Raw genomic sequence first — 23789 nt, forward strand, 5'->3', positions numbered from 1 at the left:
TTCGTCCACCCTTCATCCGACCATGTTCCCTCAAGCATTCCTTCATTTTCTCATCACCCTGTCGCTGATCTGGACGGCGGCCGGAGCCGTGACCCTCGTGGTCCTGCTGATCCTCGACTACAAGCAGGGGAAGCTCTGGTAGCGCCATCAACTCCGTATTCCCATGACTCACTCGACGAAGGCTCCCGCCGTGGAACAAAACAAAATCTCGGCGGTGTTGGAACCGCCGAAAGGCTCGCAGGCGATCCGCCCGGAACCGGCGGACCTGTTTCGCGCCAACCCGGTGCAGCTCAAAGTTCTGCGGCAACTGGAAGGCAAGAACGTGCTCAATGCCGGGCAATTCACCTTCGAACAGGTGGTCGAGCTTTGTAAGCTCGCGGCGATTCTCGAAAAGATCGAGGTCTGGCCGTTTCATCCGCTCGACGGCAAGATCGCGGTGACGGCTTTCTTCGAGGCCTCCACCCGCACCCGCACCAGTTTCGAAAGCGCGATCCTGCGTCTGGATGGTAAAATCATTTCCATCGCCGACGGCTCCACCACGGGGCAGGCGAAGGGGGAGTCGCTGGGTGACATTGGTGAGATGTTCAACGCCTACGCCGATGTGGTCATCATGCGGCACACCGAAACCTCGGCGCCGGAGCAGATTCTCAACAACCTTCGCGTTCCGCTCATCAATGCCGGCAACGGCAGTGGGGAGCACCCAACCCAGGCGCTGGCCGACTGGTATGCCCTGTTGAAGTGGAATCCGCGCCTCGCGGAGCCTTATCGCCGCGGCATGTCCAAGCTTAAACTGGGCATCCTCGGCACGCCCGGTTCCATGCGGGCGGTCAAATCGTTTCTGTTGATGGCCCTGTTGTTCAAGGACCACATCAGCAAGGTGACGGTGATTTCCGAAATGGCCGATCCCTTTGGCGAGGATGTCACCGCGCAACTCACGGCGGCCGGCATTGCGTATCAGGTTTCCAATGATGTGCGCGAGCAGCTGCCCACCCTCGACGTGATCTACATGAACTCCATCGCGTTCCTGGGCGATTCCTACAAGACGATGGATGACCGCTTCAAACTCAACGCCGCCAGTCCGCTGAAGGCGGATGCCGTCATTCTGCACCCGCTGGCGCGTCGCGATGAACTGGATACGTCGTTGGACAAGACGCCGCACAACCTTTATTTTTCTCAAGCTCACGGCGCGATCTTCGTGCGCCAGGCACTCTTGATGTCGGTTCTCGGGCGACTCAAGGCGCTGCCCAGTTTCGTCAACCTGGAACAACCCGAGTCCTCCTGAATCATGTGTGGTATCGCCGGCTTTTTCGCCGCCCGTCCTCTTCCTTCCGCCGCCCCGAAATTTCTCGCCGACCAGCTCGTGACCATCCGTCACCGCGGTCCGGACGCAACCGGTGAGTTTATCGATCCCGCGCGCGGGGTCGCGCTGGGACACACCCGGCTTTCGATCAACGATCTCGCGGGCGGCCGCCAGCCGATCCATGCCCGCGATGGGAGCTGCGTCCTCACCATCAACGGGGAGTTCTACGATTTTAAACGACACCGTTCGACGCTCATGGCGGAGGGCGATCGCTTCACGACGAAGTCAGATTCCGAAATCGCGATCGGTTTATATCGGAAGTTCGGGCTGAGCTTCACCGAGCATTTGCGCGGGGAGTTCGCGTTTGCGCTCTACGACAAAACCAAGGACGAGCTGATTCTGATCCGGGATCGATTCGGGGTGCGTCCGCTGTTTTATTGGGTCTCGGGTGATGGTTCCACGCTGGTCTATGGCTCCGAAGTCAAGGCGGTCATCGCCCATCCCGACGTGGAGGCGAGACTCGATCCCAAAGCGGCGCTGCACCAGCTCATGCAGACGATCGCCCCGGGCATGAGTGCGTTCGCAGGGGTGCATTCGCTGGCGCCGGGACACCTGTTGCGCATTCGCAAACGCGACGGGCGACTCGATGTGTCGACCCATCGTTACTGGGATTTCGACTTTCCCCACGAAGAGGAACGCCCGCAGGAATTTGATGAACAAGAGCATGTCGAACGTGTGCGTGAAGAGCTGATCCGCGCGATCGTTTTGCGGCTCGAGGCGGATGTGCCGGTCGGGTGTTATCTGTCCGGCGGCATCGACTCCTGTTGTATCCTCGGACTGGCCAGCGGGGCGATGCAGTCACCGGTGAAGGCCTACACGATTTCGTTCGACGACGACCAGTATGACGAAGCGCCGATTGCCCGGCAGATGGCCGAGTCGATGGGGGCGGATCAGGAAGTCATCAACCTCAAGGCGGAAGATCTCTACGGGGAGAACTACATCAAAACGGTCTGGCACGCGGAGCGCACATTTTACAACACGCTGGGGGTCGCGAAAAATCTCATGTCCAAGCGGGTGTGGGATTCTGGTTACCGCTGTGTGATCACCGGCGAGGGCGCGGACGAATTGTTTGCCGGTTATCCTGCGCTCAAACGCGACATGTTCCGGCACGGCCTGTCCCATGAACCGCCCGAAGTCCGGGCCGAGTATCAGGCCGCACTCGACAAGACCAACGCCTTGTTCAAAGGCGCCATCATCGCCGAAAACGAGCGCCACCATGCGGATTGGGAAAGCCTGTGCGGATTCACGCCGTCGTGGATTCAGCCGTGGATGGATACGCTCGATTTGGCCCGGCCGTTATTGGCCGACGACGTGGCTCACGAGTTGCGTGATTATGATCCGATCGCGGCGATCGCGGGACCAATCGACCGGTCGATGTTGGAAGGCCGTCACCCGCTCGATATCGCGCAATACACGTGGTCCAAGTGCCAGTTGGAAGGGCAGATTCTTAATTGGGGTGGTGATCGCGTTGACATGGCCAATTCGATGGAATCGCGCCCCGCGTTTCTCGATCATCATCTCGCGGCGGCGGCGGTGCAGGTGCCGCCATCGTTGCGCATCAAGGGAAACATTGAGAAATACGTGCTGCGCGAGGCGGTGAAGGGCGTCCTGCCCGAGGTGCTGTATCGGCGCGAGAAATTCGCCTTCATGGCGCCCCCCGCCCACACCGACGAGTCGAAGCGTAACAAAGTCGGCGAACTCATCTCCTCGTTTCTCAATGTCGATACGATCAAGGACGCCGGGATCTGTTCCCCGGAGCGCGTCACCGCTTTCTTGAACGCTTACCGGGCCGACACCGATCCGACTTCGCTCGTGCGCAAGGACACGTTGCTCAATCATCTGCTCACGCTGCACATTCTACATCATCAGTTCGTGGCTTCGCACTGAGTCCGCCGTTGCCCGCTCATCGCTTTGTCCGCCACCAACACATCCGTCAGCCCCGACCTCGTCGTCGATCTCGAACGCATCAAGCGCGACATCAACACGCTGGCGGCGATCGGTTTCAATGACGCTGATCGCGGCATCTACCGTCAGGCATTTACGGATGCCGATATGGCGGGCAAACATTGGCTGCTGCACCGCATCGAGGAAAACGATCTCGAACCCGCTTCGGATGGCGCGGCCAATATTTCCGGGGTGCTGCCGGGCAAATCCGATGCGTCGCGCGTCTACGTGGGGTCGCACATCGATACGGTGCCGTGCGCGGGTATGCTCGACGGCACGCTGGGCGTCGTCATCGGCCTGGAATGTCTGCGCGTGTTGAAGGCAGCCGGACTGGAGCTGGAGCGCACCATCGAGTTGATCGCGTTCAGTGATGAGGAGGGGAGGTTCGGTGGCATGTTCGGTTCCGAAGCTTTCACCGGAGCGCTGACGCCGGAGAAATTGCTCAGTGCCAAAGATCTGGGCCAGACCTTGCTCACTGACGCGATGCTCGCGCAGGGACTCGACCCGAAGCGCGCACTCGAGGCCCGACGCGATCCGGCTCGCATTGCGGCCTATCTCGAACTGCACATCGAGCAAGGGCCGGTGCTCGATCAAAACCTGCTGCAGGTCGGCATTGTCGAGCAGATCACCGGGCTGCAATCCTGGTCGCTCAAACTCATGGGTGAGGCCAACCACGCCGGCACGACGCCCATGGATTACCGCAAGGACGCGCTGATGGGGTTGGCCGATTTTGCTCATGAGATTCCACGCATTTTGGCCGAGAACGGGGGCGAACATAGCCGGGCCACCATTGGCCAGGCCGAGGTGCAACCGGGGGCGCCGAACTCGGTGCCGGGCTTGGTCGTGTTCTCTTTGGACTTCCGTGATCCGTCGACCGATACGCTCGAGTCCCTGTCGCAGGCTTTTCAAAAAGCCCTCGCCGCCATCTCGCGGCGGCGCGGGCTCAAATTCGAAGTCAAGGTGCAAGGCGACATCCAGCCGGTGCCATGCGCGCCGCATTTGAAGGACGTGCTCGAAGCCGAGGCGCAGCGCCTGAATTTGCGCTATCAACGCATGCTCAGCGGTGCCGCCCACGACGCGCAAATGGTCGGCCGGGTGGCCCCCATGGCGATGATCTTCGTGCCCAGTCGCGGCGGTATGAGTCACTCCCCGGCGGAGTGGACCGCGTGGGAGGACATCCGCGCCGGGGCGAATCTCATGCTCGGAACACTGCTCAAACTCGCCACCTCGCCGGACGAGGTTTCATCTTAACCAGGCTGTCGCATGGAAACTCCCACCCCCACGCCCGATCCGCTTCGCCCGATCTATCGCAAGTCGTTCGTTCAGACAGCGGATCATTTTCAGAATCTCGCGCACCATCATACGGCACTGCTGTGCATCGACATGCAGTATCTCGATGCGGCCGACGGATACGGTTTGTTTAAAAACGATGGTTCGTCGCCGGTATCCGCGGAAGGTCGCGACTATTACTTCAAGCAGCTCAACGAACGCGTGCTGCCCAACGTGCACCAGTTGCAAAACTGTTTCCGTCGCCACGCACTCGAAGTGATCCACGTGCGCATCCAAGCGCTGACCCGGGACGGTCGCGACCGTTCCAAGGGGCACAAGCGACTCAATTTGCTGGCTGCCCCGGGGTCGGGCGACGCGTGTTTTCTCGAAGCGGTCGCGCCCCGTGGCGACGAGATCATCATCAACAAAACCGCGAGTGGCGTGTTCTCCTCCACCAACCTGCACTACGTGCTGAACAACATGGGTATCGAGGCGCTTTTTGTCGTCGGCGTCTACACCAACGAATGCGTGGAGACGACGGTGCGCGACGCCTGTGACCTGGGTTACCTCGTCACCATGGTGGAAGACGGCTGCACCACCGTGACTCCGGAATTGCATCAAGCCAGCATCGCCACGCTCCGAAATCGGTATTGTCGGATTGTCACCACCGACGAAGCCATCGCGGATATCGAACGCTACGCCGAACCATCAGGCCCGGACACCGGGGCCGACGTAGACGCGATCTGACGCGGCGGCCTCGTTATGCATTGTGCGCGGGGGCGGAGGTTTGCAGATTGCGCGATATCGCGAAAGCAGCTGACGAAGCAGTATCGGTAAGTTAATACCCCATAATGGGATAGAGGGTGAGTCTGCTTACTGGCATGTGCTATGCGACAGAGAGGGAGCAGCACGCAGGACGTGGTGCATTCATCAATCAGCCCGCCACTGGGGTGTGACCATCACACGTATTGGTCTCTCCGGCGGCGGCCTCGAACCCAACCCTATCGAAAGGCCCTCCCATGTTGTTCAATGCCCAAAAAATCGAAAACTTTTCGCTGCGCGCCCACGACGGCGAAATCGGTAAAGTCACCGATCTGTATTTTGACGATCGCCAGTGGCGCATCCGTTATCTCGTGGTGAAAACCGGAGGCTGGCTCTCCAGCCGCCAAGTATTGATTTCGCCCGCGAGCGTTGACGATCCCGACTTTGAAAATGAGTCGATCCCGGTGCGGTTGACGCGCGATCAGATCGAATCGAGTCCCAGCATCGATGAGGACAAACCCATCACGCGGGAGTATGAGGAATCGTTGCACCGTCACTATGACTGGCCCGTTTACTGGATGGGACCGGGTTACTTCGCCGGCGCGCACGGTGGCGTCGCGGTCGGAGCCTTGCCCTTCGCCCCGGAAGCCGGGGGCACCACGGTCGTGCCGCAAACCGGGGGCGTCGCGGCCGAGCATACCGCCGCTGCCGCCGCCGCCGCGAACGAACCGTTGCGCCACGCTGACCACCATCTGCAGAGCGTGAAAACCGTGCGAGGCTGGGACATTGATGCCGAAGACGGTGGCATGGGTCACGTCGAAGACCTCATCATCGGCTCGCAGGATTGGGGAGTTCATCAAATCGTGGTCGACACGCGCAACTGGTGGCCGGGTCGCAAGGTCCTGGTCTTTCCCGGCTGGATCAAAGACGTCGATTGGGTCGACCGTCACGTGAGCATCAACCTCGACAAGGACACGATTAAGAGTGGTCCGGAATTTGACCCCGATGCCATCGTCTCGGAAAAGCACGAGCAGGCGCTGCTGCGACACTACAACGACGTTTATCTGGCCCGACGGTAAAAACGGGCCGCCCTTCGCGCCCGGTGTCAGCCTGTTGGCACCGGGTTTTTCGTGTCGGGATTAGATCCGGGACTCAGTCTTGTTCCCCATCGGGAATGGCGCGTGAGTGGCGTTGGCCCAGTAGGAGTTGGCATCGACCCATTTGATGGCGTGCCGATACCACGCCGCGGAAATCAAGGCGGCGGTGCCGAGAAATCCGATGGGATTGATAAAACTGGCGGCAATGGAAACCAAGGCGAGCAGCACCGAAAGCCACATGTAGCGCACCGCGGCACCGCGCGAGCCCACGCCCCACAGCGCCCAATAAACCGAACGCGGCATCTCGGCGGGGCGCACGGCGAAGAGTTTGTTGCGCATGGTTTGCCCGGCATACATCGCGAGCGGCAGCGTCATGACGATGGCAAACAATGTGTAGAATGAGTGCAGTTTCACGCGTTCGTCGGCGATGCGTTCGCTCGACTCGATCAGAGAAATGTAGGCGCCCATGCGCTGGCGGGCTTGCTCAATGGTGGTGACGTCTTCGAACCCTTCGCGCATGCGTTGAAAACTCCCGGGGGCAAACGAAGTGGACTCCACGGATTGGTTCGCGAAAGCGATATACGCGATCGAGCCCATTAAAAAAACGATATACAAGACCAGGAGGGGGATCTGGGTTTTCATGGCTTAAGAAGCTGGAGTTTCGGGGGAGCGCGGGGGCCGCGGATGCTGTAACCAATGGCGAGAAAATGCTAGAATCCCACCGGAGGCAAAACCTTATGTGGGACCGAAAGGTGCGGGCTTGGCGGGAGGAAGTCGGGCATATGTTCATGCCAAATCGGCGGTGCAGATCCGGGGGGCTTTCCCCCAGAAGTTAAGACAGACGCGAGGAGGTCGACGGCGATGCCCAGGCGACTATTCGGCCCGAATCGCCACGAGGGGATCAACCCGGGTGGCTTGGCGAGCGGGCATCAAACAGGCGACGATACTGACGATGGCCATGAGCACGGCCACCGCGATGAATACCAACGGATCGTGACCGGAGGTGGCGTGCAGTTGCGAACCAAGGATGTATCCGAGACCCATCGACGCGACCGACCCCACCACCAGTCCCATGGCGACGAGGTGTAGACCACGACGAAACACCACGCGCAGCACTTGGGCGGGACGGGCTCCCAGCGCCATGCGAACCCCGATTTCCCGGGTGCGCGTCGCCACGCTGAAGGAGATCACGCCGTAAACTCCGCAACAGGCGAGCACCAGGGCGATCGCCGAGAACACTCCCAGCAGCACCAAGGCGAAACGGCGCCTCGCGGTGGAATCTCCGATGAGGTCGTTGATGGGGCGGATCGAAAACACCGGTTGATCGGGATCGACCGCGAGGACGGCGCGGCGAATGTCTTCGCCCAAGCCGGTCGACGTTCGCGCCGCGCGCACCACAAACGCGAGTCGGGTTCCCGGCGTCTGGGCAAAGGGTTCGTAGATTTGCACGGACTCGGTTTGTTCGAGACCGAACTGTTTCACATCCCGGACGACACCCACGATGATGCGCCATTGCGGCTCGGGGGTGTTGGTGATGTGAACGCGTTGGTTGAGGGGGTCGGTGTCGCCGTAAAACTTGCGGGCAAAGGATTCGCTCACGAGCGCCACTCGCGGGGCGTCCCCGTCGTCCGCGGCGTCGAAGTTGCGGCCGGCCATCAGCGGAATCTGCATGGCCCGCAAGTAGTCGGGGCTGATCGCGAAGTAGTAGGCGGATGCATCCATACCGGCGTTGTCGAACCGGTCTGGAAATTGCACGCGCATCACCTGGTTGTTGCGCGTGAATGGTAAAACCGAACTGTAGCCCGTGACGGTGACCTGATCAATTCGATCGAGACGGGCGGACAATTTTTCCGCGATCGCGGCGAGTTTTTCCGGAGAGTCGTAACGCTCCGCCGGCACCTCGAGGCTGACCGACCACGCGCCCGTGGCATTGAAGCCGGGGTCCGTTCTGACGAGGCGAAGAAAGCTCCGGCCCAGCAGCCCGGCGGTATTGAGGAGGACCAGGGCGAGGGCGATTTCCGTGACGATGAGCCACTGCCGAATGGTGTGATGGCGCAGATCGTCAACGGTGCCGCGCGGTCCGGACTTGAGTGAGGCGACGAGGTTGTGGGCGTTGGTTCGACCAACCGGAGCCAATCCGAAAATTACACCGACGAGTAACGACAGTAGCACGGTGAATCCCACCACGCGGTGGTCGAGTTGGATCTCGTTGGCCCGGGGAATGTGTTCGCCGCCGAACGCGACCAGGGCGTCGAGACTCCAATGCGCCAGCAACAAGCCGACTGCTCCGCCGAGGATGCCCAGCACTAAACTCTCCGCCAGCAACATGCGGGTGAGTTGCCACCGACTCGCTCCAAGCGCGATGCGAATGGAGATTTCGTGATGGCGACCGGTGGCGCGGACGAGCACGAGGTTGCCGACATTGGCGCAGGCGATGAGCAGCAGAAAGGCCACGGCCCCCAACAACGTATACAGCGTCGTGCCCACATCGCGGGTGTGCCATTGGAGCAACGGAATCGCGAAGGCACTCCATCCGCCGTTGTCCACGGGATAATCCCGGGCGAGCTGATTCGCGATCGCGACCAGTTGAGAGTTGGCGGTGGCGACGGATGTGTTGGTCCGCAAGCGGGCGACCACCTGGATGTGGTGAATCCCGCGTTCCGCGGATTCCTCCGCGGTGAAGGCCATCGGGGTGATCATGTCGCTGGTCGGCTCGGTTTGAAATCCGGGTGGCATGATTCCGATGATCGTCACCGGTTGCCCGTTCAGTTGCAGCGTTTGTCCCACCGCCCCGGGACGTCCGCCCAGGTGGGATTGCCAGAAATCGTGCAACACCACTAACACGCGGGGAGCGCCGGGGCGGTCATCGATGGCGGTGAAGGCGCGACCTTGCGCGGGCATGACGCGCAGGGTGTCAAAGATGCCGGCCGTGGCGCGCAGGGCGCGCACGCGGCTGGGCTCGCCGCGACCGGTGAGGATGAGACTGTCTCCGCGCGCCGCATACATCTCGTCGAAGCAATCACTGCCGGTGCGAAAATCGAAATAGTCGGCGGGGCAGACACTGAGGGAGGGAAACTCCGGGAGGCGGGATTGGCGAATCGCGACGAGGGCATCGGATGCGGGATAATCGATCGGCCGCAGCAGCACCGAGTTGACGAGGGTGAGGATGGCGCTCGTGGCTCCGATGCCCACCGCCAGCAGTGCGAGTGAGAGCAGACTAAAACCGGGAGACTTGGCCAACTGGCCGAGAGCGTGACGCAGAACGGACATGACAACTTGCAATCCAAGGATGAGCGCAGCGGGTTGCCCAAAACGGTGGCGCCGACCGCAACCGCACGGAGTCGGGCAGGGGCGAAAGTGGGAGCGCTCCGAAAAGGGGGGACGGGAAAGGGCGGGAGTGGCGCGGGAACGGAGCGGTGCGGCGGCATCAAAACAATGCCGCCGCCCGCCGTTGGCAATGCGCGCGATGAGGCGCGCAGAGATTTCTTACATGGCGTCGTAGACTTCGATGAGCGCGGTGCCGGAGCCGTTGGCGGGAATCGCGGAGGTCAGGTGCGCGGTGTAAACGCCCGGAGCCAACGTGATCTTGATCGCCGCATCCGGCGAGCCGACGGGGAGCGGAAAGGCGCCGAGCGATCGACCGTCGTCGTCGGACCAGTAGTCGTTGGTGGCCAGGGGCGCGCCATCGGACCGGAACAACGTCAGCCGCGGATTGCTCAGCGGGTGGGTCACGCCGTGCAAGGCAAGAGCCGGACCCACGCCGCGCAGGATCACGGGAAGCGGGTGATTGCCTTCAATGACGAATCCGATGACCAATGCGCCGCCGGCCGGCAGGTGGGCGCGGGCGGAGAGGTTGGACAGGCGGTTTTCACCATCGTTGAGGTGGTTGTCATAGACTTCGGTCAAGACGCGACCCACGCCGTGGTCGGGACTGTCGATCACCACGGAATAGGGGCCCGGGGTGAGGTTGGCCGGAAGCACGGCGTCGAGTGAGCCGGGCGGCAGCGGGAACCCGCCGAGATCGCTCCCGTCGAACAACCCCCAATTGTCATTGTAGCCCCGCACCGTGCCTTGACGCATGAGGGTGAGGTTGGGATCGGCCAGGAAATCCGGCACGTTGAACTGCGCCAGCGTCGGACCAATACCGCGGACGATGACAGGTTTGAGGGCGTCGCCATGGACCACGAAACCCACATTGATCGGCTCGCCCCCGGAACCGTTGATGGCGTTCACGGAGAGGTTGGTCAATCGACTGCCCAATGCCGGGTCGATGACGGTGATCTGGGCTTCCTCGGAGGCGACGGTGCCATAGTCATTGGTGATCAGGGCGCGATAGGAACCGGTGTTAGCCATGGCGATCTTGTCGATACTGAGGGTGGCGCTGGTTTCGCCAAAGAGCACTAAACCGTCCTTTAACCAACGATACGTGACCGGTTGCGTGGAGTCTTCCAGCGTCACGCTCAAACGCACGCGTCGGGACTGCGCCACCCGGGTGGATGCGGGATTCTGGCGAATCACCGGCGGGGCGGCTTGAACGGACGTCATGAAGAAGGGTTGCATCGTCTGGTGGGCGTTTAAGTAAGCGCTGCCCACGGCGACGAACTGACCTTGACCATAGGCGACCCCGGCCAGGGCGTTCACGCGAGGGAATGGCAACGCACCGAGGTCGCGCCAATACAGGCCTTCGACCGATCCGTAGAGGGTGTTGCTCTCCCCGATGGAACGCGTGACGAAGAGGCCGCCCGCGAACTGGATGTTCGGGTCGAAGTTGGTGGGCAAATCGTTCACGTAACGCACGAACGAGATGCCGTTGGTGCTGCGATAAATATTGCGCGTCGGTGTGACGCCGAAGAACCAACCGTTGCCGTAGAGCAGTCGCACGGACTCGTATTCGCCTTCCATCGTTCCGCGGGTCCACGTGGATCCGTTGTCCGTCGTGCAGGCGATGATCGAGCGGGAGTAAGCCGTCGGATTGTCGAGATCGCTCACCCGATAGTTGATGACGCAACGGCCGTTTGCGCCGACCATACTTTGCACGCTGACGCTGGAGCGCGGACCCGTGCCTGGCAGCGGGGCGGCGGGTTGCCAGGTGCGCAGGTCGGACGAACGGAACAGTTCAACCGCGCCATAGATCGCGCCCGGGATCTGTATCATTCGGTTCCGCGCCACCAAGGCGGTGGAGCCGTCCGTGGCCCACCAGTCATGAGCGGAAGTCGATTGCTCCACGCCGTTCGTTGGCGCGGTGCGGGCGGGCAGAGTGAAGATATCCTGCCAGAAAATACCGTTCGGGCTCGCGTAAATACGGTCGCCATTGGCGTGGTAAAACATGCCGTTGGCCACCCGTAGATCGCGCAGGCTGGGATCGGCGTGGGGAGCGGGATGCCAGGCGAGACCGTCGGTCGAGTGGTGCAAGCGATTGTTCGCGATAGCCACAAAGCGACCGTGGTTAAACACGACACCGCGCATGGTGTGCGTCGGGTCCGATCCATACGACGGCACAGGACGGTTGATCCAGGGGACGGCGGTCAGCGAGGTGACGGCGGCGAGAAACGCCAGAATAAGCAACGAACGCCGACGAGACCGGCGAGGTGTCGAAGGCGGTGAAGGCGGCTCGGGAATGAGCCAGGGACGTGGGATCATGGTGATCATGGTGGATGGGATTTTTACTGACGATGTGGGTTGGGTTGGTTCACGCGGTGCGTATTCAATATGTGGCGACGCGAGAAAAATTAAACCGGTGCGAATGGCGCCGGATGAGCAGACACAAGCAGGCCCGGGGTCGGTCCGATATCGGTCGGCCGAAAGGAAGCGGGCGCGGGTCGGGTTCCGGCGGATCGGCGTCAAGCGCCGGGGCAAAGCCGGGAAGGGAGGGGAGTCCGGATTATCCGGAGAACCAGGCGATAATCGGCTGGCGCAGATGGTTCACCGTCAACGAGACGGTGCTGACTTTTAGAGGAGAGATGATCGTGAAGGACACGGCAAAGGAATTGGTTGGTGCCGAGCCAGATTGCAGTCACCGTGCCAAGATAAATGGAAAATCGTAAGTCGCACGTAACCAATAGATAGATAAATCAAATGAGCATTGGTCGAAAGCGCCACAGCACGACTGCGGGATAGTTCCGTCCCATTTTTGGGAGCAAAGTATCCATTTCGCGGGCACGTGGTTCGCCGCCGATCAGTCGGTGGGTGCAGCGGGCCGGGGCAGTGTGATCCAGTAGCGCTGCACCATGCCTTGGTAGTGCTCCGAATGGACCTCGGACTCCAGCACTCCGCCGTTGCGCTGAATCGCCCGGGCGGAGCCAAGGTTGTCTCGGAGACACGTCACCAGGCAGCGTTTCAGGCCGAGTTGGGCAGCGGCAGTTGTTTTTTAAACGACTATAAAAGCGAATATAAGCGGAATAATTGGTTGAAAACGAAATAAAACAGGATAATGCCGTAAATATGAATCAACTTGTGGAGCTCGGGCAGCGGGTGCGGCAGCAACGGGTATCTCAGGCGCTGAAGCAGCGAGACCTCGCGGCCAAGGCGGCGGTGAGCATCGATGTGCTGTCGGCTTTGGAAAACGGTCGGTCGGTGACGGTCGAGTCATTGTCCCGGGTTTTGGCGGCCTTGGGATTTGCTGACGCGTTGGTCGACCTGTTGCCCGCGCCGGTGCCCAGCCCGATCGAACTGCAAAAACTGGCCGGCAAGGAGCGGCAACGCGTGCGCTGATGGCCAATCCCTTTGTCGATGTCTATTACGGCGGCACCAAGGCCGGGGTGGCGTATTGGGATGTCGCCCGACGCGCGGCGGCGTTTGAATATACGCCGAAGTTTGTGCGCAGTGGAGTGGAGCTGGCCCCGTTGATGATGCCGCTGCGGACGGGGCCGTATCAGTTCACCAATCTGCCCGAGTCTTTCGGCGGGCTGCCGGGACTGCTGGCCGATAGTTTACCCGACACCTATGGCAACGCGTTGATCGACGACTGGCTGCGTTCCGAAGGTCGCTCGCCGACCGATTTTTCGCCGGTCGAGCGACTGTGCTACATCGGTAATCGGGGTATGGGGGCACTGGAATTTCGACCGTCGTTGCGGGAGCGAAATTCCAAATCGGAACGACTGGAAGTCGACCGGTTGGTGGAATTGGCGTCGGCGGCGCTGGCGCGTCGGGAAGGTCTGAGCGTCGGTTTGGGCAACGATGAAGATTTGAACGAAATTTTGCGCGTCGGCACCTCGGCGGGCGGCGCGCGAGCCAAGGCGGTGGTGGCGCTGAATCCGAGCACGGGCGAGGTGCGTTCGGGTCAGGCCAAGGTGCCGGCGGGTTTCGAGCATTGGCTGATGAAGTTTGACGGCGTGACCGCTTCGTTCGACGGCGTGCGCGATCCGCAAGGGTATGGAAGGATTGAATACGCCTATCATCTCATGGCGCGGCAGGCCGGTATTGCCATGGCGGCCTGCCGACTCTTCGAGGAAGGCGGGCGGGCTCATTTCATGACCCGTCGGTTCGATCGTCCCGATGCCACCGGCAAGCGGCATTTCGCGTCGCTCTTCGGCGTCGCGCACATGGCTTATGCGGCTCCGGGAGCGCACGGTCACGCCTACGAGGATTATTTCGATGTGATCGAAAAACTGCACCTCGCTCCGGTAGCCAAATTGGAAGGATTTCGTCGCATGGTGTTCAACGTGCTCGGTTGCAACCGCGACGACCACACCAAGAACTTTGGTTTCATGCTCAATGGCGACGATGCGTGGGAATTGTCACCCGCCTACGATGTGTCCTACGCGCACAATCCACAGCCAGGCAAATGGACCGCGACCCAGCAGATGAGTGTCGCCGGTAAACGGGAAAACATCACGCGGGCGGACTTCATCACGATCGGTCGCAACTGCCGCGTGGCCACCGTGCCTAAACTCAACGCGGTAATCGACGAGGTTGCCGCCGCGCTGGAGCAATGGGAACGCTTTGCCGACCAGGCCGGAGTGGCGCCGCAGTCCACTGCCAAAATTGATCGAGTTCTGCGGGCGGTGCGTGATGCCGCGATGAGCTAAACAGACGGTTGGAAAGGGGCGTGCTTGCGCGCGATGACCGCGGTGCGCTGGCGGCGAGAGACGATGTTTTCGCGAGCAAGCTCGCTCCTAACCAAATGAGTTGAAACCAGCGGTATGCTCCGATTTGTCACAAATACACGCCGCCGCCGAGCAGGCGGGGGCCGTCGTAGAGGGCGAGGATTTGGCCGGAGGCGAGGCCGCGTTGCGGGGTTTCGAACTGCACGGTGGCGGCGGTGGGGTCGGTGGGGTCGGGGGTGAACGTGAGTGCCACGCGGGGGTCGCGGTAGCGGACTTTTCCCTCCAGTGCAGTCGACGTGGTGGGCGGGGCGGATGTGTTCCAGCGCAGCGAATGAATTTTGGCTGCGGTGGTGTGGAGGCCGGGCGCGGTGGGACCGTCGAACGCGACAAGCAACGCGCGATCGGAGGCGCGTTTGCCGACCACCACATAGGCCTCACCATCCGTGTTTGAGGGCACGCCGATGCCTTTGCGTTGGCCGAGGGTGAAGAAGTGCAGGCCGTGGTGTTGGCCGAGGATTTTATCGTCGGTCGCCCGCACGATGGGGCCGGGATCGTCGGGCACGTATTCGCGCAGGAAATCGGCCATCTTGACCTGGCCGATGAAACAGATGCCCTGACTATCCTTCTTGGCCGCGTTGGGCAATCCGGCGGCGGCGGCGAGACGGCGTAGTTCGGGTTTGGCCAGGTGACCAATGGGAAAGCGGGCGGCGGCGAGTTGTTCCTGTTGGAGGAGCGCGAGGAAGTAGGTTTGGTCCTTGTTGGGGTCGGCCCCTTCGATGAGCGCGAAGGTGCCGTCGTCAAGCCGGGTGCGTTGCGCGTAATGACCGGTGGCGACGGCGTCGAAATCGTGGTCTCGTGCCCATTGCGCGAATACACCGAATTTAATGTCGCGGTTGCACATCACGTCGGGGTTGGGGGTCTGGCCGCGTTGGTAGCCGTCGAGCAGGTAGGCCACGACGCGTTCGCGGTATTCCTCCATGAGGTTGACGACCCGAAATGGAATGCCGAGGTGATCGGCCACGGCGCGAGCGTCGACGATGTCCTGTTCCCACGGACAGTCGCCGATGATTTCATCCTCGTTGATCCAGTTCTTCATGTAAGCCGCTTCGACGTCGTGGCCGGCCTCTTTGAGCACGAGCGCGGCCACGGCGCTGTCGACGCCGCCGGAGAGGGCGACCAGAATTCGCTCGGAGGATTTCATGAAGGCGCAGGGTTAATCATGAATCGGGGCGGGCGTCACCACGCTATTTGTGTGATTCGCGGATGTGGAGGCCGTCGGTATGGCTTGTGCACTGCGCGATAGTTTTTTCGACATCATGATTTGTCTTTGTCCTTTTGCGGGTTTCTTGCGGCTAATGCTTCTTACTGATGTCTAATCGCGCGAACCGGATTCTCCAAGCTTGGTTGACCACGCCCACCAGCGGCGTGCTGGAACTGGCCAAAGATTGGCGGGCGCGCCAGTCGCCGCCCATCAAACTCTCCGGTGGGTTGCGGGTGAGGGCGCTGACGCGGCAAGCCGATCGCACTTACGGCGAGCGGAGCGGCTATTACGTTTCCAAGGACGGTAAGATGGTTTTCATGCTGCCGAAATCGGCGCATCCCAAGCCATTTGCCCGACGCACGCCGGTTTACGTCGCGGGAGATTTCAATGGTTGGGGGGAGGCGATCGGCCAGGAAGCCTGGCGCTTGACCGAGTCGTCCCTGGGGGATGATACCGTGCTGATGTGGACCGGTGACGCCGAGCCGTTCCTCAAAAACCCGGCGCTGGGGTTTAAATTTGTCACCGAAGATGGACACTGGTTCGACGTGCCGGCCGACGCGCCCAACGTCAGCGCGCCGGATTCGGGCAATCGCAACCGTCTCATCGATGCCGATCGCACGGGGCTGCACCTGTTTGCCTTCGAGCTCAATCAGCCCGTCGACCTCACGCAGGCATGGCGGGCTCATTGGGTCGGGGGAGAAGGGGACAACTCCGTGCCGCTTCGTCCGGGCACCTTTTTTAATCAGCTGAAGACCAACCTCGCTCTCGGCGCCACGGTGGATGCGGGCTGCACTACGTTTCGCTTGTTCGCGCCGCGGGCCCAACAGGTTGATCTCGTGCTGGCGCCCCCGGAGGAAGGGGTGGAGCCCGAGCGGGTGGCCTTGGAGCGCAGCGCGGACGACACGACGGTATGGGAGGTCGCTCTCGAAGGTAATCTGCACGGTTGGTCGTATTCCTACCGGCTCAGCGGACCGCGTGATGAGTTCGGCCTGTTTGATCCGGAGCAACCCGTGCTCGATCCTTATGCGCGGGCGGCGCTCGGACGCGAAGGGCCGGGCTTGGTCGTGGATGCGGCCAAAACTCGTCGTCGGCCGGACGGTTTCAAAGCCCCGGCATGGCAGGACTTGATCATCTGCGAGGCCCATGTGCGGGATTTGGTCGCCATGGCACCAATCGCCATGGATGAAGCCGAGCGTCGCACGTTTGCCGGGTTGACCAAGTGGGTGGAGAGTCCGGGGTTTTACCTTTCCCAGCTCGGCGTGAACTGCGTCGAGCTCCAGCCGATCCAGGAATTCGATAACGTCACGCCCGAGGAGTATCACTGGGGTTACATGACCAACAACTTCTTCGCGCCGGAGAGCAGCTACGCGTTGGACCCGGCGACGGGCTCGGGCATGGCTGAGTTCCAGCAATTGGTGTCGGCGTTTCACCGTCGGGGCATCGCGGTGGTATTGGACGTCGTTTACAACCATGTGGGCGTGCCGGGACACCTGATGTTCATCGACAAGCTCTACTATTTCAACGTCACCAAGGACGGTGATCTCATGAACTGGAGCGGCTGCGGTAATGACCTGCGGGCCGATGCCGCCATGGCGAAGCAGTTGATCATCGATAGCTGCACGCATCTGCTCGAAACCTACGGCGTGGATGGTTTCCGCTTCGACCTGGCGGAATTGCTCGGGGCCGACGTATTGAAGGACATCGAGTTCTCCCTCAAGCGGGTGAAACCCGACGTCATCCTCATCGCTGAACCGTGGAGTTTCCGCGGCCACATCGCGGGGGCCTTGGCCGATTCCGGATGGGCCTCGTGGAACGACGGCTACCGCCGTTTCCTCAAGGACTATATCAAAGGCCACAGTTCCCGCGAAGCGTTTGAGTATCACCTCAAAGGCTCCCCGTGGCACTTCGCGAAATGGCCGGCCCAGACGGTCAACTACGTCGAGTCCCACGATGATCGCACCTGGATCGACGAGATCTCGGAGAACGAAGATGGCAGCGGCCACCTGCCGACGGCCAACGATCGACGCCGCACGCACCTCATGGCGGCGGTGCTGTTTTCCTCGATCGGCATTCCCATGATCTCGGCCGGTCAGGATTTCCTGCGTTCCAAGCACGGCATCAACAACACGTATCAACGCGGCGACCTCAACGCGCTCGATTACCGCCGCCTGGAACGATTCTCCGGCACCCACGCCTATTTTGCTGAATGGATCGCCTTTCGTCGCTCGTCCACCGGCCGGTTGCTCCGTCATTTCACCCGGGCATCGGAGGGGTTCTTCCAATTTTGGTGGGCCGAGGACAGCATCGCGGGCGCCGTCCTGTATAACGCCGACTTATCGCAGGGGCGGGAGCAGTTGCTCTTCGCCATCAACCCCACGATGCACGACGTTTCGATCACGATCCCGGAGGTGTTGGCGGCTGAGGAATGGACCCGGGTCGCTGACCACGAACGATTTATGCGTCCTGACGTTCCGGCCTGGAGTGGTCCCCTGGAGGCTTCGCTGTGGTTGCCCGCGCTGGGGTGCGGATTATGGCGCACGAGCTGCTGATACAGTGCCCATGCTTCGTTTACGTGACAGCAAGGATTGCGCAGGAAAACCCCTTGCCAACCTCGTTGGCGCGGATTTCGCTCCCTTTTCCCCGCGTCCACACGGACCGGTTCACCTGATTAAGCACATAACTCATACATTGGAGTAACCCATGGCAGTAAAAGTAGGCATTAACGGTTTTGGTCGCATTGGGCGTTTGGTTTTCCGCGCGCTCGTAGAGCAAGGCTTGCTCGGCGACACCCTCGACGTTGTGGCAGTGAACGATCTCGTTCCCGCCGATAACCTCGCTTACCTTCTCAAGTATGACTCTACCCAGGGTCGCTTCAAAGGCACCGTGAGCAGCAAGAAGTCCTCCCCGGACGTCGCTGAAGACGATGTGCTCGTGGTCAATGGCAAGGAGATCAAGGTTCTCGGCGTGCGCGCTGGTCCGTCCGCGCTGCCTTGGGGCGAGCTCGGCGTCGACCTCGTCATCGAATCGACCGGTCTCTTCACGCAGGACACCGCCGCTCAGGGTCACATCGACGCGGGCGCCAAGAAGGTGATCATCTCCGCGCCCGCCAAGGGCGACGTGGCCACGATCGTCATGGGCGTCAACGACGGCACCCTCGACGTGAAGACCACCAACCTCATTTCCAACGCTTCCTGCACCACGAACTGCCTCGCGCCGCTCGTGCACGTCCTCCTCAAGGAAGGCATCGGCATCGAGGAAGGTCTCATGACCACCGTCCACTCCTACACCGCGACCCAAAAGACCGTCGACGGCGCTTCCAAGAAGGACTGGAAGGGTGGCCGTTCCGCCGCCATCAACATCATCCCTTCCACCACCGGTGCCGCCAAGGCCGTGGGCCTCGTTTGCCCCGAGGTGAAGGGTAAGTTGACCGGCATGTCATTCCGCGTGCCTACCCCGACCGTTTCGGCCGTCGACCTCACCGTGAAGACCGTCAAGGAGACCTCGCTCGCCGAGATCAACGCGCTCCTCAAGGCCGCCTCCGAGACCTACCTCAAGGACATCCTCGGCTACACTGAGGACGAGGTGGCTTCCTCCGACTTCATCCACGATCCCCTGTCGTCCATCTACGACGCCGGTTCGTCGATTGAGCTCAACAGCCGCTTCTTCAAGCTCGTGAGCTGGTATGACAACGAGTGGGGCTACTCCAACCGCGTCGTCGATCTCACCAAGAAGATCGCCGCCGAGATCTAAGTCTCGCTTTTAACTGTTCCGGCCCACGGAACACACCGAACACACGGACTCATCCAGCTCATTCGCTTCCCGTGTCTTCCGTGTGTTCCGTGGGCCCTTTTTTTATCTAAACCTCCATGTCTGCCTTTAAATCCATCCGCGACCTCGCCCTGACCGGTAAACGCGTCCTGATCCGCGTCGACTTCAATGTCCCGCAGGACAAATCCACCGGCGAAATCACCAACAACCAGCGCATCGTCGCCGCGTTGCCGACCATCAAGTATGCGCTCGAGCAAGGAGCCTCCGTCGTGCTCATGAGCCACCTCGGTCGCCCGAATGGTGAGGCCAACCCCAAGTTTACGCTCAAACCTGTCGCCACCGAGCTCGGCAAGCTGCTCGACCGCGAGGTGTTGTTCGCCGCCGATTGCGTCGGCGCCGAGGTCGAGGCGCAAGCCGCCGCCCTCCAACCCGGCCAGGTGCTCCTCCTCGAGAACCTCCGCTTCCACATCGAAGAAGAGGGCAAGTCCAAGGCCGAGGATGGTTCCTCCGTCAAAGCCAGTCCCGAGGCCGTGACCGCGTTTCGCGCCAGCCTTTCCAAGATGGGTGACGTGTTCGTCAACGACGCCTTCGGCACCGCGCACCGCGCGCACTCTTCCATGGTCGGCGTCGATCTGCCGGAAAAGGCGGCCGGATTCCTCATGGAAGCCGAACTCGTCGCCTTTGGCAAAGTGCTCGACAACCCCGAGCGCCCGTTGCTCGCCATTCTCGGCGGCGCCAAGATCGCCGACAAGATCCCGCTCATCACCAATCTCCTCGAAAAGGCCGACAAGATCATCATCGGCGGCGGCATGGCCTACACCTTCAAAAAGGTGATCGATGGCATGGCGATCGGCCGCAGCCTCTTCGACGAAGAGGGCGCCAAGATCGTCGAGGAACTCTCGGCCAAGGCGAAGTCAAAGGGCGTTGAGCTCATCTTCCCGGTCGACTACGTGTGCGCCGACGATTTCAGCCCCGACGCCAACACGCAGGCCGCCGACGACGCCTCCGGCATCCCCGACGGTTGGGAAGGTCTCGACGCCGGTCCCAAGTCCATCGAGCTCTACACCGCCGCCATCCTCGCTTCGAAGACCATCATCTGGAACGGTCCGGCGGGCGTCTTTGAATTCGAAAAATTTGCCGGTGCCACCAAGGCCATGGCCGCGTCCGTCGCCGCAGCCACCGCCAAGGGCGCGACTTCCGTCGTCGGAGGTGGTGACACCGCCACGGCCGCCAAGAAGTTCGGCGTCGCCGACAAAGTCTCCCATTGCTCGACCGGCGGCGGCGCCAGCCTCGAATTCCTCGAAGGCAAGACCCTGCCGGGCGTTGCTTTCCTCACGAGCTAACCTTCCATTTGTCTCCTCTCATGATCCGCAAAAAACTCATCGCCGGTAACTGGAAGATGAACAACACCTCCAGCGACGCTGCCGACCTCGTGTCGGGCATCGTTTCGGAAGTGGGTCGCGCCAACGACGTCGACGTCGTGGTGTGTCCGCCGTTCACCTCCATCGAGTCCGTCGGCAAGGCTCTCGCCGATTCCAGCGTCAAACTCGGCGCCCAAAACATGCACCCCGAGCGCAGCGGCGCCTACACGGGTGAAATCTCCGCCGGCATGCTGCGTTCGCTGTTCGCCAGCTACGTCATTCTCGGCCACAGCGAACGTCGCGCCTTGTTCGGCGAGACCGACGCGTTCATCAATCAAAAGGTTCTCGCGGCGATCAAGTCCGAGCTCAAGCCGATCCTCTGCGTGGGTGAAACCCTCGAAGAACGTGAAGCCGGAACGACCCTCAAGGTCGTGCAAACCCAGCTTGAAGCCGGCCTCGTCGGCGTGTCCAAAGAGCAGGCTACCAGCGTAGTGATCGCCTACGAACCTGTCTGGGCCATTGGCACCGGCAAGGTCGCGACCAGCGATCAAGCGCAAGAAGTTCACGCCTTTATCCGCGACTTGCTCAACAAGCTCTTCACCCCGGCCGTGGGCGGCAAGATCCGCATCCTCTACGGCGGTTCCATGAAGCCCGCCAACGCGCCCGAACTGCTCGCGCAGCCTGACATCGACGGCGGTCTCATCGGCGGTGCGGCGCTCGAAGCCCGCAGCTTTGTCGACCTCGTCAAAGCGGCTTCCGCCGCGAGCTGAACCGCGAAACCGATTCGCAAAATTTCAAAGCCCGGTCGTGACTGACCGGGCTTTTTTTGGTTTAACGCCAAGGCGAGGGGACGCGGAGCGGAGGGGGCAGGCGTGCCACCCACGGGAATGGTCGTTACCGAGGGCAGGATAAGGCAAAAGGGAGCGCGAGCGAGCTCGCGGCCTACGGTGTAATGGGATCGAAGGGGCGATTGCGGTGTGCGGTGGACGGGTAGGCTGTAGGCTGCGAGCTTGTTCGCGCTACGCGGTGGCGAGGCAGATACGGATGACCTGGAAACAAATGATAGCGTTTAACGCGAAGGCGCTGGAACGCGAGGGACGCAATATCGGTGGGCGCGGAGGAGCAGGCCTAGGCACCTCACGCGTCTTTGCGTTAAAGCTGTCATCGTAGTGGTGAACCGTGAGCGGTGCTCCTCCCGAAAAATACGGGCGAATGGATCTGTGCTCATCGGTGAAATCTGTGGTTAAAAATCAAAACTCCGCCGACCACGCCGTGGAAATCACCGCCGCTCCAATACATCAGTGACGGCGCGGCGCGGTTTCTGCGGCCAGTTCCCCGACGCGGGATATCCGACCGTCACCAACATCACCGGAACGTCGTGGGAGGAGAGCTGAAAGGACTCGGCCAGCGCCTGCGGATCGAAACCGCTGAGCGCGCCCGCGGCGAGTCCCATGCTGTTGGCGGCAAGCATCAACACCATCGCGGCCAACGAGGCCGAACGGAAAGCCTCGTCGCGTTGCAAACCGGGATTGTCGGTGTGCAGCCCGCCTGCCATGTCGGTCCAGCCTTGTTGCAGGGCGGCGGGCAGGATGCCTTGGTCGACGGCCGGTTGCAGGCGGGCGAAGAGGTGCCGGTGCGATTCGAGTTCGCCACAAACGATGAAGGTCACGGCGGCGTCGACCACCTGTTGTTGGCCGAACGCGACGGCTTTCAACTGCGCTTTGGCAGGCGTGGATTCGAGCGCGATGAAACGCCAGTTTTGGAGATTGAAGGCCGAAGGCGCGCGCGTGGCGAGGTGTATCAGTTTTTCGACGACACCGTCAGGCAGAGTCCGGGTGGAATCAAAGCGGCCGGCGGTGGAACGGGTTTCGAGCATAGACTCGAGCGGGGGATTCATGATGAGCATGGTGTGAGTGGTGGGTTGGGTTGAGGTGGAAGAGAGGGGGAGCGCGTCACCGACGCGGACGATGGGCCCACTGCAACAGGAGGACTGCGCCCAATACGATGGATGCGCCGATCACCTCGCGTGGCGCGAGGCCTTCGTCCAGCACCGCCCATCCGAGCAGGATGGCGGTGAGCGGACTCAGCTGCCCCAGCGCGGCGACCGCGCCGGGGGACAGTTTGGCGATGCCGCGAAACCAGATCGGGTAGCCCAGCAAGGCGCCGAATACGCTGAGGTAGATGTATCCTGCAATATGCGACGTTTGCAGCGCGGGCAGCGGCGGTTCCATCACGAGCGCCAACGGGGCCAGCACCGCTCCGCCGACAACCAATTGCCAGCCGGTAAAGGACAGCAGCGGCACGTTGCTTTGCCAACGTCGCGCCAGCGTGGTGCCGAGGGCGAGGCAGGAGGTTCCCGTCACCGCTGCCGCGATGCCGATCGGGTCGAGACCGGAGGGAGGCCGGGCGAAGATCAACGCCATGCCTCCGATCGCCGTGACCGCTGCCCCGGTGGCGACGGAGCCCGGCCGTTGACGGTCGAGAATCCAGGCGAAGCCCAAGACCAACAACGGCATGGTGGCACCGACCATGGCGGCGATGCCCCCGGGCAACCGATAGGCGGCGGTGAACAACAAAGCTTGAAACAACCCGATGTTGAGCAGGGACAAGATCAACAAACGGAGCCACTGCGAGCGTGGCACCCGCGCCCGTTCCCAGAGTAACAACAGGATGCCGGCGGGCAGGGTGCGAATGCAGGCGGCGGTGAAGGGACGGTCCGGGGGCAGCAGCTCCGTGGTAACGAGATAGGTCGATCCCCAGATGATCGGCGTGAGCGCGGTGGTCAATGTATGGGCAACGAGCCGACCCACCGGTTGCGGTGATGAAACCGCCACCAGACCGGCGGCGGGGGATGAGGAGACAGAAACGGACATGGCGACGAATGGGGACAGCGTGGGAGTGACGCTGACATCCTATCGGATC

At 61.6% G+C, this 23789-nt stretch carries 18 protein-coding genes; 11 read left to right on the forward strand and 7 right to left on the reverse strand.

Annotation, left to right across the window (positions count from 1 at the left end; genetic code table 11):
* The first annotated feature begins 163 nt into the window (after positions 1-163).
* From PXH66_RS04820 to PXH66_RS04840, 5 genes are all read left to right on the forward strand, one after another.
* The gene (locus tag PXH66_RS04820; protein ID WP_330928424.1) at positions 164-1282 is read left to right on the forward strand and encodes an aspartate/ornithine carbamoyltransferase family protein; all 1119 of its coding nucleotides are present in this window, start codon (positions 164-166) and stop codon (positions 1280-1282) included.
* 3 nt (positions 1283-1285) lie between these two features.
* Complete coding sequence (asnB, locus tag PXH66_RS04825) at positions 1286-3247, forward strand: asparagine synthase (glutamine-hydrolyzing) (RefSeq protein ID WP_330928425.1); 1962 nt, start codon at positions 1286-1288, stop codon at positions 3245-3247.
* Positions 3248-3271: 24 nt separating this feature from the next.
* The gene (locus PXH66_RS04830; protein ID WP_330928426.1) at positions 3272-4555 is read left to right on the forward strand and encodes a Zn-dependent hydrolase; all 1284 of its coding nucleotides are present in this window, start codon (positions 3272-3274) and stop codon (positions 4553-4555) included.
* Between the two features lie 12 nt (positions 4556-4567).
* The gene (locus PXH66_RS04835; RefSeq protein ID WP_330928427.1) at positions 4568-5320 is read left to right on the forward strand and encodes a cysteine hydrolase family protein; all 753 of its coding nucleotides are present in this window, start codon (positions 4568-4570) and stop codon (positions 5318-5320) included.
* A 272-nt stretch (positions 5321-5592) separates the two neighbouring features.
* Positions 5593-6414 carry a PRC-barrel domain-containing protein gene (locus PXH66_RS04840; protein ID WP_330928428.1) on the forward strand — a complete coding sequence of 274 codons (822 nt, stop codon included), beginning with the start codon at positions 5593-5595 and terminating at the stop codon, positions 6412-6414.
* A gap of 60 nt (positions 6415-6474) precedes the next feature.
* Here the strand turns inward: PXH66_RS04840 and PXH66_RS04845 are convergent, their stop codons facing one another.
* The 4 genes from PXH66_RS04845 to PXH66_RS04860 all read right to left on the reverse strand — a co-directional run bounded on the left by PXH66_RS04845 (position 6475) and on the right by PXH66_RS04860 (position 12757).
* Positions 6475-7074: a hypothetical protein gene (locus PXH66_RS04845; protein WP_330928429.1), complete on the reverse strand. Its 600-nt coding sequence runs from the start codon at positions 7072-7074 to the stop codon at positions 6475-6477.
* Between the two features lie 231 nt (positions 7075-7305).
* Positions 7306-9702, reverse strand: coding sequence for an ABC transporter permease (locus PXH66_RS04850; protein ID WP_330928430.1), 2397 nt, complete (start codon positions 9700-9702; stop codon positions 7306-7308).
* A 216-nt stretch (positions 9703-9918) separates the two neighbouring features.
* Positions 9919-12081: an immunoglobulin domain-containing protein gene (locus PXH66_RS04855; RefSeq protein ID WP_330932248.1), complete on the reverse strand. Its 2163-nt coding sequence runs from the start codon at positions 12079-12081 to the stop codon at positions 9919-9921.
* Positions 12082-12607: 526 nt separating this feature from the next.
* Positions 12608-12757 carry a hypothetical protein gene (locus PXH66_RS04860; RefSeq protein WP_330928432.1) on the reverse strand — a complete coding sequence of 50 codons (150 nt, stop codon included), beginning with the start codon at positions 12755-12757 and terminating at the stop codon, positions 12608-12610.
* Positions 12758-12873: 116 nt separating this feature from the next.
* Between PXH66_RS04860 and PXH66_RS04865 the strand changes: the two genes are divergently transcribed.
* Both PXH66_RS04865 and PXH66_RS04870 read left to right on the forward strand, forming a co-directional pair.
* Positions 12874-13143 carry a helix-turn-helix domain-containing protein gene (locus PXH66_RS04865; RefSeq protein ID WP_330928433.1) on the forward strand — a complete coding sequence of 90 codons (270 nt, stop codon included), beginning with the start codon at positions 12874-12876 and terminating at the stop codon, positions 13141-13143.
* On the forward strand, positions 13143-14459 hold the full coding sequence (locus tag PXH66_RS04870) for a type II toxin-antitoxin system HipA family toxin (protein ID WP_330928434.1): 1317 nt from the start codon (positions 13143-13145) through the stop codon (positions 14457-14459). The genes PXH66_RS04865 and PXH66_RS04870 overlap by 1 nt, the downstream gene beginning before the upstream one ends.
* A gap of 127 nt (positions 14460-14586) precedes the next feature.
* On the opposite strand, the gene mnmA is transcribed toward PXH66_RS04870, so the two are convergent.
* Complete coding sequence (gene mnmA / locus PXH66_RS04875) at positions 14587-15678, reverse strand: tRNA 2-thiouridine(34) synthase MnmA (protein WP_330928435.1); 1092 nt, start codon at positions 15676-15678, stop codon at positions 14587-14589.
* 167 nt (positions 15679-15845) lie between these two features.
* On the opposite strand from mnmA, the gene PXH66_RS04880 reads away from it, so the two are divergent.
* The 4 genes from PXH66_RS04880 to tpiA all read left to right on the forward strand — a co-directional run bounded on the left by PXH66_RS04880 (position 15846) and on the right by tpiA (position 21637).
* Positions 15846-18287: an alpha-amylase family glycosyl hydrolase gene (locus PXH66_RS04880; protein WP_330928436.1), complete on the forward strand. Its 2442-nt coding sequence runs from the start codon at positions 15846-15848 to the stop codon at positions 18285-18287.
* A gap of 151 nt (positions 18288-18438) precedes the next feature.
* Complete coding sequence (gene gap, locus PXH66_RS04885; RefSeq protein WP_330928437.1) at positions 18439-19488, forward strand: type I glyceraldehyde-3-phosphate dehydrogenase; 1050 nt, start codon at positions 18439-18441, stop codon at positions 19486-19488.
* 116 nt (positions 19489-19604) lie between these two features.
* Positions 19605-20849: a phosphoglycerate kinase gene (pgk, locus tag PXH66_RS04890; protein WP_330928438.1), complete on the forward strand. Its 1245-nt coding sequence runs from the start codon at positions 19605-19607 to the stop codon at positions 20847-20849.
* A gap of 20 nt (positions 20850-20869) precedes the next feature.
* Positions 20870-21637 carry a triose-phosphate isomerase gene (tpiA, locus tag PXH66_RS04895; protein ID WP_330928439.1) on the forward strand — a complete coding sequence of 256 codons (768 nt, stop codon included), beginning with the start codon at positions 20870-20872 and terminating at the stop codon, positions 21635-21637.
* Positions 21638-22146: 509 nt separating this feature from the next.
* Here tpiA and PXH66_RS04900 read toward each other — a convergent pair.
* A complete protein-coding gene (locus tag PXH66_RS04900) occupies positions 22147-22764 on the reverse strand; it encodes a nitroreductase family protein (RefSeq protein WP_330928440.1) in 618 nt (205 codons plus the stop codon).
* Between the two features lie 55 nt (positions 22765-22819).
* Positions 22820-23740 (reverse strand): EamA family transporter, encoded by a 921-nt coding sequence (locus tag PXH66_RS04905; RefSeq protein WP_330928441.1) that lies wholly within the window; start codon positions 23738-23740, stop codon positions 22820-22822.
* Between the last annotated feature and the right edge of the window lie 49 nt (positions 23741-23789).

The sequence above is a fragment of the Synoicihabitans lomoniglobus genome, from assembly GCF_029023725.1.
GTDB lineage: Bacteria > Verrucomicrobiota > Verrucomicrobiia > Opitutales > Opitutaceae > Actomonas > Actomonas lomonigloba.

Bases quoted from the DNA above. Each gene is read 5' to 3' on its own strand.
- PXH66_RS04820 (WP_330928424.1), top strand. From the start codon at position 164: ATGACTCACTCGACGAAGGCTCCCGCCGTGGAACAAAACAAAATCTCG.
- asnB (WP_330928425.1), top strand. From the start codon at position 1,286: ATGTGTGGTATCGCCGGCTTTTTCGCCGCCCGTCCTCTTCCTTCCGCC.
- PXH66_RS04835 (WP_330928427.1), top strand. From the start codon at position 4,568: ATGGAAACTCCCACCCCCACGCCCGATCCGCTTCGCCCGATCTATCGC.
- PXH66_RS04840 (WP_330928428.1), top strand. From the start codon at position 5,593: ATGTTGTTCAATGCCCAAAAAATCGAAAACTTTTCGCTGCGCGCCCAC.
- PXH66_RS04845 (WP_330928429.1), bottom strand. From the start codon at position 7,074: ATGAAAACCCAGATCCCCCTCCTGGTCTTGTATATCGTTTTTTTAATG.
- PXH66_RS04850 (WP_330928430.1), bottom strand. From the start codon at position 9,702: ATGTCCGTTCTGCGTCACGCTCTCGGCCAGTTGGCCAAGTCTCCCGGT.
- PXH66_RS04855 (WP_330932248.1), bottom strand. From the start codon at position 12,081: ATGATCACCATGATCCCACGTCCCTGGCTCATTCCCGAGCCGCCTTCA.
- PXH66_RS04865 (WP_330928433.1), top strand. From the start codon at position 12,874: ATGAATCAACTTGTGGAGCTCGGGCAGCGGGTGCGGCAGCAACGGGTA.
- PXH66_RS04870 (WP_330928434.1), top strand. From the start codon at position 13,143: ATGGCCAATCCCTTTGTCGATGTCTATTACGGCGGCACCAAGGCCGGG.
- mnmA (WP_330928435.1), bottom strand. From the start codon at position 15,678: ATGAAATCCTCCGAGCGAATTCTGGTCGCCCTCTCCGGCGGCGTCGAC.
- PXH66_RS04880 (WP_330928436.1), top strand. From the start codon at position 15,846: ATGTCTAATCGCGCGAACCGGATTCTCCAAGCTTGGTTGACCACGCCC.
- gap (WP_330928437.1), top strand. From the start codon at position 18,439: ATGGCAGTAAAAGTAGGCATTAACGGTTTTGGTCGCATTGGGCGTTTG.
- pgk (WP_330928438.1), top strand. From the start codon at position 19,605: ATGTCTGCCTTTAAATCCATCCGCGACCTCGCCCTGACCGGTAAACGC.
- tpiA (WP_330928439.1), top strand. From the start codon at position 20,870: ATGATCCGCAAAAAACTCATCGCCGGTAACTGGAAGATGAACAACACC.
- PXH66_RS04900 (WP_330928440.1), bottom strand. From the start codon at position 22,764: ATGAATCCCCCGCTCGAGTCTATGCTCGAAACCCGTTCCACCGCCGGC.
- PXH66_RS04905 (WP_330928441.1), bottom strand. From the start codon at position 23,740: ATGTCCGTTTCTGTCTCCTCATCCCCCGCCGCCGGTCTGGTGGCGGTT.